The 16,545-nt window shown below is 67.2% G+C and carries 9 protein-coding genes; 5 read left to right on the forward strand and 4 right to left on the reverse strand.

Going from position 1 to position 16,545, the window contains the following annotated elements; genetic code table 11:
- Window positions 1-36: 36 nt before the first annotated feature.
- The gene (locus Q0C57_RS07880; RefSeq protein WP_296574576.1) at window positions 37-633 is read left to right on the forward strand and encodes a hypothetical protein; all 597 of its coding nucleotides are present in this window, start codon (window positions 37-39) and stop codon (window positions 631-633) included.
- Window positions 634-716: 83 nt separating this feature from the next.
- Here the strand turns inward: Q0C57_RS07880 and prfB are convergent.
- A protein-coding gene (prfB, locus tag Q0C57_RS07885) for a peptide chain release factor 2 (protein ID WP_296574579.1) occupies window positions 717-1,848 on the reverse strand; the annotation gives its coding sequence in 2 pieces (ribosomal slippage) (window positions 717-1,778 and window positions 1,780-1,848; 1,131 coding nt in all).
- A 468-nt stretch (window positions 1,849-2,316) separates the two neighbouring features.
- Between prfB and Q0C57_RS07890 the strand changes: the two genes are divergently transcribed.
- The gene (locus Q0C57_RS07890) at window positions 2,317-2,991 is read left to right on the forward strand and encodes a nitroreductase family protein (RefSeq protein WP_296574582.1); all 675 of its coding nucleotides are present in this window, start codon (window positions 2,317-2,319) and stop codon (window positions 2,989-2,991) included.
- 123 nt (window positions 2,992-3,114) lie between these two features.
- Here the strand turns inward: Q0C57_RS07890 and Q0C57_RS07895 are convergent, their stop codons facing one another.
- From Q0C57_RS07895 to Q0C57_RS07905, 3 genes are all read right to left on the reverse strand, one after another.
- Window positions 3,115-5,571 (reverse strand): penicillin-binding protein 1A, encoded by a 2,457-nt coding sequence (locus Q0C57_RS07895; protein ID WP_296574584.1) that lies wholly within the window; start codon window positions 5,569-5,571, stop codon window positions 3,115-3,117.
- A 234-nt stretch (window positions 5,572-5,805) separates the two neighbouring features.
- Window positions 5,806-7,110, reverse strand: a complete 1,305-nt coding sequence (locus Q0C57_RS07900; RefSeq protein WP_296574587.1) for an N-acetylmuramoyl-L-alanine amidase — start codon at window positions 7,108-7,110, stop codon at window positions 5,806-5,808.
- Between the two features lie 133 nt (window positions 7,111-7,243).
- Window positions 7,244-7,726, reverse strand: coding sequence for a hypothetical protein (locus Q0C57_RS07905; protein WP_296574590.1), 483 nt, complete (start codon window positions 7,724-7,726; stop codon window positions 7,244-7,246).
- A gap of 247 nt (window positions 7,727-7,973) precedes the next feature.
- Between Q0C57_RS07905 and Q0C57_RS07910 the strand changes: the two genes are divergently transcribed.
- From Q0C57_RS07910 to Q0C57_RS07920, 3 genes are all read left to right on the forward strand, one after another.
- Complete coding sequence (locus tag Q0C57_RS07910) at window positions 7,974-8,639, forward strand: L,D-transpeptidase (protein WP_296574594.1); 666 nt, start codon at window positions 7,974-7,976, stop codon at window positions 8,637-8,639.
- 482 nt (window positions 8,640-9,121) lie between these two features.
- Window positions 9,122-12,001 (forward strand): ribonuclease E/G, encoded by a 2,880-nt coding sequence (locus Q0C57_RS07915; protein WP_296574597.1) that lies wholly within the window; start codon window positions 9,122-9,124, stop codon window positions 11,999-12,001.
- 784 nt (window positions 12,002-12,785) lie between these two features.
- Complete coding sequence (locus Q0C57_RS07920; RefSeq protein ID WP_296574600.1) at window positions 12,786-16,514, forward strand: vitamin B12-dependent ribonucleotide reductase; 3,729 nt, start codon at window positions 12,786-12,788, stop codon at window positions 16,512-16,514.
- Window positions 16,515-16,545: the final 31 nt, after the last annotated feature.

The following is a 16,545-nucleotide window of genomic DNA, read 5'->3' on the forward strand; positions in this document are numbered from 1 at the left end:
CGGCGCGCAGCGGCCGTGGAACCGGGACATCGGGACATGACACAGACAATCTGCAAACTTTTCGGCACGCCGAGCCAGGCGACAGAGGCTGCGGACAGGCTCCGAGCCACCGGCTATCGCCAAGTTTTCGTGTTTCTCGGTGCTCCATCCGGATCCGACGAGACAGAACCCGCAGCCGATCCGGGCGCCGTCAAGGCGATGATGGACGCCTATATCTACAAGCCCCACGCGGAGATCTATGCCCGTCACCTCGCCAAGGGCGCCAGCCTGGTAATGGTCCACGCCTATTGGGGCACCGCGCAGAAGGCGATCCGTCTGCTCAAGAGCTTCGATCCCCTGCCCGACGCCATCCCGAAACCGCCGATCCCAAGCCGCCTCATCTACAACCCGCGCACGCCGTTCTCGAGCACGTTCGAACTGCCGCTACTCACCGAGAAGGTGAGATATCCAGCCGAGACCATCTTTGGAACCCCTTCCCTGACCAGACGGCCGCGTCTGGTCACCTCCCGCCTGTTTCCGATCCTGTCGGGTGGCGCGTCACCGTTCTCCGGCCTGTTCAACCTGCCGCTCCTGACCAAGTCCAAGACCCCGTTTTCGTCGCTGTTCCGGCTGCCGTTGCTGAAGCGCCGGTAGGAAAAGGCGAGCGCGTTGCAGATCCGCCGGTCGCGGCCGGCGGCCATCTCCATTCTTCGGGACCGTGGTCAGGCGCGCCAGTGTCAGTCCACGTCGTCCGTGTCGCCTGCCTTGGTGCCATAGGCGCGCATGGCGAGGGTTGCCTCCATGAAGCCGTCGAGGTCACCGTCGAGAACCTCAGACGGCACGCCCGAGGTCTTTCCGGTGCGGAGATCCTTCACGAGCTGGTAGGGCTGCAGCACGTAAGAACGGATCTGATGGCCCCAGCCGATATCGGTCTTGGCGGCGAATTCAGCGGCGGCGGCCTCCTCGCGAATCTTCAGCTCGCGCTCGTAGAGCTTGGCGCGCAGCATCTGCCAGGCCACCGCCCGGTTGGCGTGCTGAGAGCGTGAGCCTTCCGACACGACCATGACGCCGGTCGGATTGTGGACCAGGCGCACGGCCGATTCGGTCTTGTTGACGTGCTGGCCACCGGCACCGCCCGAGCGCATCGTGTCGACGCGCACGTCGCTCTCATTGATCTGGATGTCGATCTTGTCGTCCACCACCGGATAGACCGTCGCGGAAGCGAAGGACGTATGGCGTCGGGCATTGGAATCGAAGGGCGAGATGCGCACCAGCCGGTGCACGCCAGCTTCCGTCTTCAGCCAGCCATAGGCATTGTGCCCCTTGATCAGCAGCGTCGTCGATTTGATGCCGGCCTCTTCGCCGGCACTCTCCTCGACCACCTCGACCTTGAAGCCGCGGCGCTCGGCCCAGCGCGTGTACATGCGCATGAGCATCAAGGCCCAGTCCTGGCTCTCGGTGCCGCCGGCCCCGGCATGGACCTCCAGATAGGTGTCGTTGCTGTCGGCCTCGCCGGAGAGCAGCGCCTCGAGCTGCAGGCGCTCGGCGCGCTTGCGAGCCTCGACAAGCGCCCTGGCGGCCTCGTCCAGCGTCGCCGTGTCCCCCTCGTCCTCGGCCATCTCGGCGAGTTCGAGATTGTCGGAGAGCTCGCGGCTGATCTCGGTCAGCGCATTCATGCGGCTGTCGAGCGCATTGCGCTCCTGCATGACCTTCTGCGCCTTCTCCGGATCGTTCCAGAGGTCGTTGGTTTCGGCGAGGGCGTTCAGTTCGGCGAGACGTTTGACCGAGACATCCCAGTCAAAGATGCCTCCTCAGGAGCCCGACAGACTCCTTGATGGCCTCGGCGGTGGCGACGATGTCGGCACGCATGGGGCACTTCCCTTCAGGGTGGACGAAAAAGAGGGCGCACCCTAGTCACGTGCGCCCCGGTGTCAATCGTCGCCGGCCGCGGCAAGGAGCCCGGCGCGCCGATCGGTGCCAGATCGTGAGGTCGAGGCAGAACGGGCAAGGGCGGACCTTGATCGGATTGCGCGGAGAGGCGACGACGACGGACCCGCAACGCGCTTCACCTATTGCATGGCGGGCGGCAAGGGACGAGTTCTGGCGAGACGGCGCGCCCTCCGCCCTGCCCTGCCAGTCCTGCATTTTCGGTGGATGACGCCCCACCCTCGCTGTAGCCGGCACCCGTTCGATCTTAGGCTCGATGCCGTCGGCCTTGCAGCCATGCGCGGCGGCCAAGAGTGTGGCATTCGCAGGTCCCAACGGCACGCCAGGTGTCCCTGCCATGCTGCATGGCCTAGAGTGAGGCGCAACCGTCAGGATGCAGGAGGGACCGTCATGTCGCGCTACCAGCCGGTGCCACTGACCGACCACGTGGAATGGCCGGCAGACGAGATGCAGGCGCGCGCCGAGACCTTCCTCGCCGACATCCGCCGGCGGCATACGGTGCGCGACTTCTCCAGCCGTCCCGTCCCGCGCCTCCTTATCGAAACCTGCATCCGCGCTGCCGGCACGGCCCCGAACGGCGCCAACCACCAGCCCTGGCATTTCTGCGTCATCGGCGACCCCGCAGTGAAGCGGCGCATCCGCGAGGCCGCCGAGACCGAGGAGCGGGAGTTCTATGCCGGCAAGGCGGGCGAGGAATGGCTGAAGGCGCTGGGTCCCCTCGGCACCGATCCCGACAAGCCGTTTCTCGAAACGGCGCCCTGGCTCATCGGCGTCTTCGGGGCGCGCCGCTCGGTCAGCGCCGACGGGGTGCTGCGGAAGAACTATTACGTGCCCGAATCGGTCTCCATCGCGGTCGGCTTCCTCATCGTCGCGCTGCACCAGGCAGGTCTCGTCAGCCTGACCCATACGCCCGCGCCGATGGGCTTCCTCAACGAGATCTGCGGCCGGCCGGACGAGGAGAAGCCCTACATCCTGATGGTCGTGGGCTACCCGGCACCGGGCGCCACGATCCCCGCCCATGCGCTGGAGAAGAAGCCGCTGGAGGCGATCGCCAGCTTCCTGTGAGGCAGCAGCGGCGGCAGGCATTGCACCGCCCCGCGCCCGCGCCAAAGGGGCGAGCGACCGTCCCGACAAAAGAAGGCGGCCCATGGGCCGCCTTCCGGTGCTCGCCCTGATGGCCGGCAGCCGTCAGTACAGCCCGCCTGTGCCTGTGCCGATGGCGCGGTTGCTCTCGTTGGAAGGGCCGCGCCGCGGTCCGCCTGCGGCGGCCGAATCGAAGGGGTTGATCAGCTGGTAGCTGTCCGGCGGGGCGGTGCCGGGCTTGAACGCCTCGAGGATGGCGCCGCCCGAGCCCGCGCCAGCCCGCAGGCCGGTGCGCGGGTCGATGCGGATCAGCTTGATGCCGGTTGGCACGCGGAAAGGTACGGCCGGACGGTCGGCCAGAGCCACGCGCATGAACTCCTGGAAAATCGGCACGGCGAGCGCACCGCCGGTAGCATTGCTGCCAAGGGTCCGAGGCGTGTCATAGCCAACATAGACGCCGACCGCGAGATCAGGCGAGAAGCCGACGAACCAGGCGTCCTTGGCCTCGTTGGTGGTGCCGGTCTTGCCGGCGATCGGTTTGCCGAGGGCCCGCAGGGAGGTGGCGGTGCCGCGCAGCACGGCCCCCTCCATCATCGAGGTCATCTGATAGGCGGTCATCGGATCGAGGACCTGCTCGCGCCGGTCGACGAGGATCGGCTCGTCCTGGTTCTGCCAGCGCGGCGCCGTGCAGCCCTGACACTGGCGGTCGTCGTGTCGGAAGATGGTCGACCCGGTGCGGTCCTGGATGCGGTCGATGAGCGTCGGACGGATGCGGCGGCCGCCATTGGCGAACATGGAATAGGCGGCAGTCATGCGCATGACCGTCGTCTCGCCGGCGCCCAGCGAATAGGACAGGAACGAAGGCATGTCATCATAGACGCCGAAGCGCTTGGCATATTCAGCGATGAGCGGCATGCCGACATCGTTGGCGAGGCGCACGGTCATGACGTTGCGCGAGCGCTCGATGCCGAAGCGCAGGGTCTGCGGACCATAGAACTGGCCGGAATAGTTTTCCGGTCGCCAGACCTCGCCACCATTGCCGGTGGCGAGTTCGAAAGGCGCATCCATCACCACGGTCGAGGGCGTGTAGCCGTTGTCGAGGGCGGCGGCATAGACGAAGGGCTTGAAGGCAGAGCCCGGCTGGCGGCGCGCCTGGGTGGCGCGGTTGAACTGGCTCTGGTCGAAGGAGAAGCCGCCGACCATGGCAAGGACGCGGCCCGTGTAGGGGTCCATGGCGACGAGGCCGCCTGAAACCTCCGGCACCTGGCGGAGGCGGAACTGGCCCTCGCGGCCGGCCAGCGGCTCGACATAGACGACGTCCCCGGCATTGAGGGTGCGGCCGACGGGACGGCGGGTCCAGCGGGCGCCCTCGGCGGTGATCAGGCCGAGATCGCGTGCCGGGCTGACCTGGCCCGAGGTCTCGCGGCCTGGATGCAGGCCGATACGCGCCGTCTCGCCCTGGGAGTCGATGACGACGGCGAGGCGCCAGCCGATATCGTTGAAATTGCGGATCTCGGCGAGCTTGGTCCCCCAGTCGCCGCGCATGTCCTCGATGCGCGTCACCGGGCCCCGCCAGCCGCGCTGTTCGTCGAAGCGGATCAGTCCGGCCGTCAGTGCCTGGCGGGCGGCCATCTGCAGCTTGGGATCGAGAGTCGTGCGGATCGACAGGCCACCTTCGAGCAGCTTCTTGTCGCCGAACCGGTCGATCATCTCCCGGCGGACCTCCTCGGCGAAGAAGTCTGCAGCGAATTGCTGCTGCCGCGGCGAGCGCGGATTGACGGTCAGGGGCGTGCGGCGGGCCGCCTCGCCCTGCTCGGCGGTGATGTGGCCATCCTCGACCATGCGGCTGATGACGTAGTTGCGGCGCTCGACGGCACGGTCGCGGTTGCGGAAGGGGTGGAGCTGGGTCGGGCTTTTCGGCAGGGCGGCGAGATAGGCCGCCTCCGGCACGGTGAGTTCGTGGACCGACTTGTCAAAATAGACCAGGGCGGCGGCGGCGACGCCATAGGCGCCGAAGCCGGGAATGACGAAGCCGAGATAGATCTCGTTGAGGTAGAGTTCGAGGATCTGGTCCTTGGTGAAGGCCGATTCCATGCGCATGGCGATCAGCGCCTCGCGCACCTTGCGGTCCACCGTCTGCTCGCCCGACAGCAGGAAGTTCTTCGCCACCTGCTGGGTGATGGTCGAGGCGCCCTGGGGGCGGCGGTTGGTGCCGCGGTTCTGGAAATTGGTCAGGGCGGCGCGGGCAATGCCCGTCAAGTCGATGCCGTTATGCGAGTAGAAATTCTTGTCCTCAGCCGAGAGGAAGGCCTGGATGACCATTTTCGGCACGGCCTGAATGGGCAGGTAGAGCCGGCGCTCACGGGCATATTCGGCCATGAGCTGGCCGTCGGCCGCATGGACGCGGCTCATGATCGGCGGCTCGTAATTGCGCAGCGTGTTGTAGTCGGGAAGCTCCTTCGTCACCTGTGCGACATAGACGGCCACGCCGGCGGCGCCGAGCAGGAACACGATCGTCCCCAGCCCGAAAGCCCAGCCGAAGAATCGGAGAACCAGCCTCATCCGCTCAAATCGCGCCCTGCGGGCTGCGCCTCTCATCGTCCCCGAAAAGCCAAAGGTCGCCGGCTGGGGATGCCTTGTTCACACGTGACGCCATTCTAGCACGAAGACTGCGTCCAGCCCATCCGCACGGCCCGGCGCTGAACCCCATTCTGGCAGCGGGAAACGCAGGAAAAAGACGGTTGCCCTGCGACTGTGGCGCAGATGTGACCCGCCGATGGCGCGGGGCGGGTCGCCTCACCGACGTGCCGCCGGGGCCACGGGCGGCCCGTTGCGGGTGGCAAAAAACTGGTCGATGGCCCTGGCCACGGAATCCGCCGTGCGGTCTCGCCAGATCGCCGAGGTCAGCATCTCCACATCGCGGCGGCTGGTGACGAAGCCGAGTTCGACCAGCACCGAGGGGATGTCATGCGCCCGCAGCACCTGGAAACCGGCGGAGCGCAGCGGCAGGCGGTGCATGCGGGTCACCTGACGCATCTCGCCGGCGAGCGTGCGGGCGAAATTGGCGGAGTAGATGCGCGTCTCGCGGCGCGTCAGGTCGATGAGGATGTCGGCGACCTCTGAGGGTTCATCGGAGAGGTCGAGGCCGGCAATGGCGTCGGCCTTGTTCTCGCGCTCGGCGAGACGCTCGGAATCGGCATCGGAGGCCCGGTCTGAGAGGGTGTAGACGGTGACGCCGCGGGCATTCTCGTTGGCACCGCCGATGGAATCGGCATGGATGGAGATGAAGAGCTGGGCCCGCGCGTCGCGGGCGAGACGCACCCGCTCGCCCAGGGGAACGAAGATGTCGCGGTCCCGCGTCATCACCACGCGGTAGCGGCCGCCGGCAGCAAGCTTGTCGCGCAGCACCTTGGCAAAATCGAGGACGATCATCTTCTCCTCGTCGCCGGTGGAGGGGGCGATCGCGCCGGGATCGATACCGCCATGGCCGGGATCGATGACGACGACCGGCGGGCCATTCTCCTCCTCGACGCGCGGCGACAGGCGTGGCCCCAGCGTCTCGCGATCGCCACGGCGGGCAATGTTGCTGACAGCACGGTCGGTCAGCGCGCGGCGGAAGCCATCGGCATCGGTGCGTACGAGGTCGAGATGCAGGCGTGGCGGCCGCCCGTCCTGACCCTCGATGGTGAGCGCCCGCTCGATCGCGGCAGGGCCTGTCAGCTCGATGACGATGCGCGACTTGCCCGGCGCGAAAAGGCCGAAGCGGAAGGTCTTGACCAGGCCACGACGGTCACCGGTCGGCGGCGCGATATGGAAATGGACCTCGTCGAGGTCGATGATGACGCGATAGGGATCGGCGAGGGCGAAGGCACGCATCTCGACCGGGCGGGTCAGGTCGAAGGTCAGGCGGGTGCGCGGGCCGTCGACGGACAGATGGGCCGCCGCGACCACGGCGGGCAGCGCGGTGCGGGCACCGTCGGCTGAAGCGGGAACGGCGCGCCCCGCGTACGACACGGCCCCCGTCGTCTGGGCATGGACGGAAGGCGCCGCGGCGAGGATCATCGCGGCCAGAACAACCATGATGACGAGGCGAACGACCATGATCCCCCGAGAATCGCGGCATGACGGCGAAAGGACCGCCAGCATCGATAGCTGATAGGGCCGGCCCGGTTAACTCCCCGTTAAGCATCGCGGCGGATTCGTCGGGGCGCCGTTGCGCCCCGGCAACGGCGGCTCAGGTGTCGCGGGCGCGGGTCTTCTCGACGAGATCGCGATAGGCTGGCGTGCCGATACCGACCTGGCCCCAGATCGGCCGCCGGCGTCCGCCGGGCGCGATGAGGTCATATTGCTCGTCGGCGGCCCAGAGGGCCACGATCTGCCGCGGGAACAGATGCCCCTCGGGATCGAAAGCGGGAGCGCCGCCGCCCTCCGCAGCCGCGATGGCCCGGAAAAGATCGGCCGCCGGCGTGTCGGCACAGTCGAGGCCGGCCAGCGTCACGCGGTGGATCTCGGGCAGCGGGGCGACGCCGATGAAGCGGACGCGGCCGCCGGAATCATAGTCAACCTGCACCGATTCTTCGGCAAAGGCGTCCGATTCGGCATGGGTCGGCCCGGCGGCCAGGCCGGTCGCCGCCGCGGCCGCCCGCAGGGCCTGGCGCGTCGCGCCGAGCTTGAGCGGCCCCAATCCATCGTGGGGCACGAATTGCAGCCTGATCATATCGGACCCCGTCGATGGTTCGCGCGCCCCGCTGACGCGGCCCTGCGGCAGCGCTGTGACCTTCCCCTTAGCGGCATGGCCGTCCCGGGGATCACGACCCGCAGCAAGTGTGGGAATTGGGCAACAGACAAGACCTGTCGGAGCGCCAAATCCAGTGTTTCCATGGCTTTGTGATTGCGGCTTTTTCGCGAACAGGTCACCTCTAGTCCCCGTGTTTAACCACGATTCACCGCAGGGCAACGCCGAAATGCAGAACGTCCCCCAGAGTGCCGCGTCCCCCTCTTCCGCGACCAACGGCGAGACGCAGCTGCTGTCGCGCCGCTTCTTCGTGCTGGCGGCTCCCGCGATCCTGACCACGGCCTGCACCACCGTCGGCACCGGCTCCTACGGGACCATCACCGAGGGGCGCGTGACGCTGCCGGCCATGGACACGTCGGGCGTCAACCCGCGCTGGCTGCGCCAGACGGTGGCCTATAGCGGCGGCGAGGCTGTCGGAACCGTGGTCGTGCGGCCGTCGGAGCGCCATCTCTATCTGATCACCGGGCGCGGCACGGCGATCCGCTATGGCGTCGGCGTTGGCCGCCAGGGCGCGCTGTGGCACGGCCGGGCGGTGATCGGGCGCAAGGGCTCCTGGCCGAACTGGACCCCGACCGCCAACATGATCCGTTACGACCCCCGCAATGCCCGCTATGCCGGCGGCATGCCCGGCGGCATCAACAATCCGCTCGGGGCCCGCGCGCTCTATCTCTATCGCGGCAACCGGGACACGATGTACCGCCTGCACGGGACCAATGTGCCCTCCTCGATCGGCACAGCGGTGTCTTCGGGCTGCATCCGGCTGTTCAACCACGACATCATCGACCTGCATGACCGTGTGCGGATCGGCACCCCCGTGGTGGTGCTCGCCGGCTGACGGCGCGCGCCCAGGTGACGAGAGGGGTCGCGTGGCCCCTCCTCCCTTATCCGGCTTGCCAATCCGCCCTTTGCGCCGCTACAACCCCTGCAGCATGGTTCGCGAGCCCGAGGGCGGCGAGTCGCGTTTGCCGCCGGTGACTTGGGATCCGGCTCCGCGGCTTCCCGTCCGACTGACGCTCCGTTCTGGTTTCTTGCCGAGATCAAGACGACCGTGCCCCTTCGCCGCATCTCGCGGCGCGTCACGTTCACGGGTGTGCGGCATGCCGGCATCGACGGTTTTCGGGTCAGGACGAACGAGCGGCTCCACCGCTTTCGCTCGCCGCCCCGCCGTCAGCCTTCCGTCCGGCCCTACCCCCTTCCTTTCCGCAGCATTGACGGCCGTGCGCCGGCGCCCTGTCGGCGCCGCCCCGGCATTTCTCGCCGAGCGGGGCCCTGTCGGGCCGGCGCCAGCGGCCGTCCCAACACACAAGAGTTCATCCGATGGCCAACAAGATGCTCATCGATGCCGCCCACCCGGAAGAAACCCGGGTCGTGGTGGTCCGTGGTAATCGCGTCGAGGAATTCGATTTCGAGAGCCAGTCCCGCAAACAGCTGCGTGGCAATATCTATCTCGCCAAGGTCACACGGGTCGAACCGTCCCTGCAGGCCGCCTTCATTGAATATGGCGGCAACCGCCACGGCTTCCTCGCCTTCTCGGAAATCCACCCGGACTATTACCAGATCCCGGTCGCCGACCGGGAAGCACTGCTCGCCGACGAGGCGCGCCAGCACCGCGAGGAAGATGACGAGGACAATGGCCGCAGCCGGCGTTCCGAACGTCCGGCCAAGGGCGGAAACGGACGACGCCGCCGCCGCAACGAACGGCGCCCGCGCAACGAGGCGGCTGATGCCAAGACCTCGGAAGCGGTGACGGGCGAAGCTGTACTCGACGGCGATCAGGAAGGCGATCGCGAAGCGATCATCGGGGCCACCGAGGCGGGAATGGCCGACGAGCAGCCGGCGACTCTCGAAGGCAGGGCGCTGGAAGTCGCCCCTCCGGAGGATCGCGCCTATGCTGTAGAATCCGACGGTGGCCCGTCCGAGGATGATGACGAGGACGGTGACGACGAGGAAAACGGCGACTCGGAAAACGGTGAGGGCCCCCGCGAGGAGGATCAGGTCGAATCCGTCGGCGCGGGTGATGCCTATGAGGACATGCCGGACCGCACCTTCCGTCCGCGCAAGCAGTACAAGATCCAGGAAGTGATCAAGCGCCGGCAGGTGATGCTGGTGCAGGTCGTCAAGGAAGAGCGCGGCAACAAGGGCGCGGCACTGACCACCTATCTGTCGCTCGCCGGCCGCTACTCCGTGCTGATGCCCAACACCGCCCGTGGCGGCGGCATTTCCCGCAAGATCACCAATGCGGTGGACCGCAAGCGATTGAAGGCCATCGCCGGGGACCTCGAGGTTCCGGACGGTATGGGCGTGATCCTGCGCACGGCAGGTGCAAACCGCACCAAGACCGAGGTCAAGCGCGACTTCGAATATCTCCTGCGCATGTGGGAGACGGTGCGAGAGACGACGCTGAAGTCTCACGCCCCGACTCTGACCTACGAAGAGGGATCGCTGATCAAGCGTTCCATCCGCGACCTCTATAACAAGGATATCGATGAGGTCCTGGTCGCCGGCGAGGAGGGTTACAAGGAGGCCAAGGACTTCATGCGCATGCTCATGCCGAGCCATGCGAAGAACGTGAAGCCCTATCGCGAGCCGCAGCCGCTTTTCGCCCGCTCGGGCGTCGAGGCGCAGCTCGATGCGATGTTCTCCAACACCGTCCAGCTCAAGTCGGGCGGCTATATCGTCATCAATCCGACAGAAGCGCTGGTCGCCATCGACGTGAATTCCGGGCGTTCGACCCGCGAGCACAATATCGAGGACACGGCGCTCCGGACCAATCTCGAGGCGGCCGACGAGGTTGCCCGCCAGTTGCGCCTGCGCGATCTCGCCGGCCTCATCGTCGTCGATTTCATCGACATGGACGAGGGCCGCAACAACCGCGCCGTCGAAAAGCGGATGAAGGATGCGCTGAAGAACGACCGGGCGCGGATTCAGGTCGGTCGCATCTCGCATTTCGGCCTGCTGGAGATGAGCCGCCAGCGCATCCGCACCGGCGTGCTGGAGAGCTCGACCGAGACATGCCCGACCTGCGGCGGCCTCGGCCATGTCCGCTCGGTCTCCTCGGTAGCGCTGCATCTGCTGCGCTCGGTCGAGGAGCAGTTGCTGCGGGCGGCGACGCATGACGTCATCGTGCGCACGCGCACGGCCGTGGCGCTCTACGTCCTCAACAACAAGCGCGCCCATCTCCATGAACTGGAGACGCGCTTCCGGGTCAGTGTCGACATCAGCGCCGACGAGACCATGGCCGGCCAGCAGATGTTTGCCATCGACAAGGGCGCCCAGGTGCACACGGCGGAAACCGCCTACAAGCCGCCGGCCATCCTGCCCCTGCCCGTCGAGCCCGACGACCTCGTCGAAGAGGACTTCGAGGAGGACGAGGAGACCACCGAGGCTGAAGCGGAGAGCGGCGAAGGTCGCGCGCGCACCAAGCCCCGCGACCAGGGCGAGGCCGAGAGCGAGGAGAGCAGCGAGCGCCGGCGCAAGCGACGCCGTCGCCGCCGGCGCGGCCGCAACGGCGAGCGCGAGGACGGCGCCGAGGGTGCGGAGCGCGGTGGCCAGTTCGCCGACGATGACGGCTCGCCGGCCCGCGACGACGAGGGTGATGAAGAGGACGAAGCCGTCACGGCGACCGACGGCGAGCCAGGCGAAGCGGGCGGAGACGATGCCAGCGAGGCCGAGCGCCGGCGCCGGCGCCGCGGCCGGCGCGGCGGACGTCGTTCGCGCCGCGAGGACGAGGCCGTTGGCGTGGTCAGCGGTGCTGCCGATGATGTCGCAGCTGACGCCGAACAGCCTTCAGGGGAGGACCCCTTCCCGGTGCCGGCCGATCCGGAGGCGGAGGTCGCCGCCGAGACCGAGACGGTTGGGCGCGGTCCGCGCCATGCCGGCCGGCGCGGGCGCACGCCGCGCGCCGTCACCATCACCGAGGACGGTGTCGCGCCGAGCGTGGCGGAGGCGGCCCCCGTACCGGCAGAGCGGCCGGCACGTCGCCGCCGGACGCCGCCCGCCGAACCGATCCCGGCGGCAGAACCCGTCGCGATCGCCGCGCCGCTTCCCGTCGCGGCCACGACATTGGCTCCCGAAGCGCCTGTAGCCGAACCGGTCAAGCGGCGCCGGACCCCCGATCCCGAACCGGTGGACACGGTTCAGCCGGCGGCCGTGACCGCCAGGCGGGCCGGTTGGTGGAACCGCAAGGGCGCCGAATAGGACTTGACCGTAAGCGGTCGAATAGGGATGCGGCCGGGAAAACCCGGCCGTTTCCGTTTGGTCGCGACGATTCGGTGACATGGCCGATTCGGCTGCGATTCGAGGTACCTAGAGACCGCAATCGCCGTCCGGCGCACGCGGCGGCGCCGCCCCGGCGTGAACGAAGCCGAAACGGCGCCCCCATCGCTGTCACGATTTTGCCACATCCGGACATGGCGCCCTGGGGATGATCGGCGAACTTATCCCTTGCGGAAACGGGAATCGCCGAGGGGCGCCGCGCCGGCTCAGAATCCGCTTGCCGAATCTCCCCGCGATTTCCGAGACTTGGAACAGCCAAGCGGCATTTCCCTGGAAAATCGAACGCATCCACACCATATTTAGGGGCTCGTTTACCCGGGCCCACTATATCTTGACGTCGTCAGTGCCTGAAGCCTAGGTTGCGGCCAGTTCGGCGGATCGTTTCAAGTCCCTGCCGGGCCTTCCCCAGACGGTTTTGAAGGCTGCTGACGCCCTGGCGCGTCGGCGCTGGAAAAGTGTCTCCGCACCCGATGGACGGTGTCCGCTTCAGCGGATCACGCCCGCGGCGGACGGAGCGACGCCAGGGGCCGTGCGACAGGGCGCGGAGAGCATATCAACGAGCCGGCCCCCCCCTCTCCTGTGGAGAGCGGGAACAAGCCGGCCGCGGCGACAAACGGGGCCCGGATAACCGGGCGGGGCAGGTCTGGCTCGCTGGACCCAATGATGGCGTGGGAGCACACTCCCGGCCTGAGACGAGGATCGACAGATGCGCATCGACAGGCGTTACACCAAGGCCGGACAGTCTCCCTATGCGGAGATCGCGTTCCGCAAGGCGACGTCGGAGATCCGCAATCCCGATGGCTCGATCGTCTTCCGTCTGGAGGGCATCGAAGTCCCGGAGGCGTGGAGCCAGGTGGCGGCCGATATCCTGGCGCAGAAATATTTCCGCAAGGCCGGCGTTCCCGCGCGCCTGAAGCGCGTCGAGGAGAATGCCGTGCCGTCGTGGCTGTGGCGCTCGGCGCCCGACGACAAGGCGATGAAGGAACTGCCGGAGGCCGAGCGCTGGGTCGGTGAGACGACGTCGCAGCAGGTTTTCGACCGCCTCGCCGGCACCTGGACCTATTGGGGCTGGAAGGGCGGCTATTTCGACCAGGAGGCCGATGCGCAGGCCTTCTTCGACGAGTTGCGCTTCATGCTGGCCCGCCAGATGGTGGCGCCGAACTCGCCGCAATGGTTCAACACCGGCCTGCACTGGGCCTATGGCATCGACGGCCCCGGCCAGGGCCATTACTACGTCGATTTCGAGACCGGCAAGCTGACCAAGTCGAAGTCGGCCTATGAGCATCCGCAGCCCCACGCCTGCTTCATCCAGTCGGTCGCCGACGACCTCGTCAACGAGGGCGGCATCATGGACCTGTGGGTGCGCGAGGCGCGCCTGTTCAAATATGGTTCGGGCACCGGCTCCAACTTCTCCTATCTGCGCGGCGAGGGCGAGAAACTCGCCGGTGGCGGCCGCTCCTCCGGCCTGATGAGCTTCCTGAAGATCGGCGACCGGGCAGCCGGCGCCATCAAGTCGGGCGGAACCACGCGGCGGGCCGCCAAGATGGTGGTGGTCGATGCCGACCATCCGGACATCGAGGCCTATATCGACTGGAAAGTGCTGGAGGAGCAGAAGGTCGCCTCGCTGGTGACCGGCTCGAAGATCGTCGCCAAGCACCTCAAGGCCATCATGAAGGCCTGCATCAATTGCGAGGGTGCAAATGGCGAGAAGCTGGACGCCTGTTTCGACCCGAACCAGAACCCGGCGCTGAAGCGCGAGGTGAAGGCGGCGCGCAAGTCCATGGTGCCCGACAACTATATCAAGCGGGTCATCCAGTTCGCCAAGCAGGGCTACAAGGACATCGACTTCCCGACCTATGACACCGACTGGGATTCCGATGCCTATCTGACGGTGGCCGGCCAGAATTCCAACAATTCCGTCTCGCTGAAGGATGACTTCCTGCAGGCGGTGGAAAAGGACGGCGACTGGAACCTGACGGCGCGCATCTCCGGCAAGGTGATGAAGACGCTGAAGGCGCGCGACCTCTGGGAGAAGATCGGCCACGCCGCCTGGGCTTCCGCCGATCCGGGCCTGCATTTCAACACGACGATGAACGACTGGCACACCTGCCCGGCGGCCGGCCCGATCCGCGCCTCGAACCCGTGCTCGGAATACATGTTCCTCGACGACACGGCCTGCAATCTGGCCTCCGCCAACCTGCTGCAGTTCTACGATCCCAAGGCCAAGCAGTTCGACATTGCCGGCTACGAGCATCTCTGCCGGCTGTGGACCGTGGTGCTCGAGATCTCGGTACTGATGGCGCAATTCCCGTCACGCCAGATCGCCGAGCGCTCCTTCGAATACCGCACCCTCGGCCTCGGCTATGCCAATATCGGCGGCCTGCTGATGACCATGGGCATCTCCTATGATTCCGACGAAGGCCGCTCGCTGGCCGGCGTGCTCACCGCGGTGATGACCGGCATCTCTTACAAGACCTCCGCCGAGATGGCCGGCGAACTCGGCCCCTTCCCGGGCTACCAGCCGAACCGCGAGGCCATGCTGCGGGTCATCCGCAACCACCGCCGCGCCGCCCACGGCCAGACGGCCGGTTACGAGGCGCTGTCGGTGAACCCGGTCGCGCTCGACCACGCCAATTGCCCGGTGCCGGGCCTCGTCGCCCATGCCACCCGCGCCTGGGACGAGGCGCTCGCCCTCGGCGAGACCCACGGCTACCGCAACGCCCAGGTCTCGGTCATCGCGCCCACCGGCACGATCGGCCTCGTCATGGACTGCGACACGACTGGCATCGAGCCGGACTTCGCCCTGGTGAAGTTCAAGAAACTGGCCGGCGGTGGCTATTTCAAGATCATCAACCAGGCGGTGCCGGAGGCGCTGCGCACCCTCGGCTATCGCGAGAGCGAAATCGCCGAGATGGAGGCCTATGCGGTCGGCCACGGCACGCTCGCCCAGGCCCCGGCGATCAACGCGGCGACGCTGCGCGCCAAGGGCTTTACCGACGAGGCGCTGGCCAAGGTCGAGGCGCAGCTGAAGACTGCCTTCGACATCAAGTTCGTCTTCAACAAGTGGACGCTCGGCGAGGACTTCGTGGTCAAGACCCTCGGCATCCCCGCCGAGGAGGTCAACGCTCCCGGTTTCGAGCTGCTCACCCGCATCGGCTTCTCGAAGAAGGACATCGAGGCGGCCAACGAACATGTCTGTGGTGCCATGACCCTGGAAGGCGCGCCCTATCTGAAGGCCGCGCACTATGCGGTCTTCGACTGCGCCAATCCCTGCGGCCGCAAGGGCAAGCGCTACCTCTCGGTGGACAGCCATATCCGCATGATGGCGGCGGCCCAGCCCTTCATCTCTGGCGCCATCTCCAAGACCATCAACATGCCGAACGAGGCCACCGTCGACGACTGCAAGAGCGCCTATATGCTCTCGTGGAAGCTGGCGCTGAAGGCCAATGCCCTCTATCGCGACGGCTCCAAGCTGTCCCAGCCGCTGAACTCGCAGCTCATCGAGGATGACGAGGACGAGGACGGCGTCGAGGAGTTCATGGAGAAGCCGCAGGCGGCCCGCGCCGCGGCGCTCGCCGAGCGCATCGTCGAGAAGGTGGTCGAGCGCGTGCAGGTGATCCGCGAGCGCGAGAAGCTGCCCGACCGCCGCAAGGGCTATACGCAGAAGGCGGTGGTCGGCGGCCACAAGGTCTATCTGCGCACCGGCGAATATGACGATGGCCGCATCGGCGAGATCTTCATCGACATGCACAAGGAGGGCGCGGCGCTGCGCTCGCTCCTCAACAACTTCGCCATCGCCATCTCGCTGGGGCTGCAGTACGGCGTGCCGCTGGACGAATATGTCGAGGCCTTCACCTTCACCCGCTTCGAGCCCGCGGGCCCGGTGCAGGGCAATGACACGATCAAATACGCGACCTCGATCCTCGACTACGTGTTCCGCGAACTCGCCGTCAGCTACCTCGGCCGCGCCGATCTCGGCCATGTCGATCCCGGCGAGAGCCGCTACGACGCGCTCGGTACGGGGGCCTCGGAAGGGGTTGCCAAGGCGGTGCTGTCGAAGGGCCTGGTGCGCGGCAAGACCGACAAGTTCACCGTGGTCGCCGGCCAGTCCGGCCAGCCCTCCCCGGGCTCGCTGTCGAGCGACGGGCGCAGCGGCACGGTGGTGACCATGGGCCGCGGCCCCGCCACCATCGGCGCCACGGCGCTGAAGGAGGAGGTGGCGGCCGCCGTCTCCCCCGCCCTCACCGCGCTCTTCGACACGGCGGAGGCGGCGCCGGAGGTGAAGGCCGAGCGCTCCACCGCCGACCGGCGGGCGGAAGCCAAGCTGCGCGGCTATGTGGGCGATGCCTGCCCCGAATGTTCGAACTTCACGCTGGTGCGCAACGGTACCTGCTTGAAGTGCGACACGTGCGGCAGCACGACGGGGTGCAGCTAAGAGGCCGAGGCCAGATGTGTGGAGCGACGCA

The sequence above is a fragment of the Phreatobacter sp. genome (assembly GCF_022843985.1).
In the GTDB taxonomy this organism is placed as follows: Bacteria; Pseudomonadota; Alphaproteobacteria; order Rhizobiales; family Phreatobacteraceae; genus Phreatobacter.

Bases quoted from the DNA above. Each gene is read 5' to 3' on its own strand.
- Q0C57_RS07880 (WP_296574576.1), top strand. From the start codon at position 37: ATGACACAGACAATCTGCAAACTTTTCGGCACGCCGAGCCAGGCGACA.
- Q0C57_RS07890 (WP_296574582.1), top strand. From the start codon at position 2,317: ATGTCGCGCTACCAGCCGGTGCCACTGACCGACCACGTGGAATGGCCG.
- Q0C57_RS07895 (WP_296574584.1), bottom strand. From the start codon at position 5,571: ATGAGGCTGGTTCTCCGATTCTTCGGCTGGGCTTTCGGGCTGGGGACG.
- Q0C57_RS07900 (WP_296574587.1), bottom strand. From the start codon at position 7,110: ATGGTCGTTCGCCTCGTCATCATGGTTGTTCTGGCCGCGATGATCCTC.
- Q0C57_RS07905 (WP_296574590.1), bottom strand. From the start codon at position 7,726: ATGATCAGGCTGCAATTCGTGCCCCACGATGGATTGGGGCCGCTCAAG.
- Q0C57_RS07910 (WP_296574594.1), top strand. From the start codon at position 7,974: ATGCAGAACGTCCCCCAGAGTGCCGCGTCCCCCTCTTCCGCGACCAAC.
- Q0C57_RS07915 (WP_296574597.1), top strand. From the start codon at position 9,122: ATGGCCAACAAGATGCTCATCGATGCCGCCCACCCGGAAGAAACCCGG.
- Q0C57_RS07920 (WP_296574600.1), top strand. From the start codon at position 12,786: ATGCGCATCGACAGGCGTTACACCAAGGCCGGACAGTCTCCCTATGCG.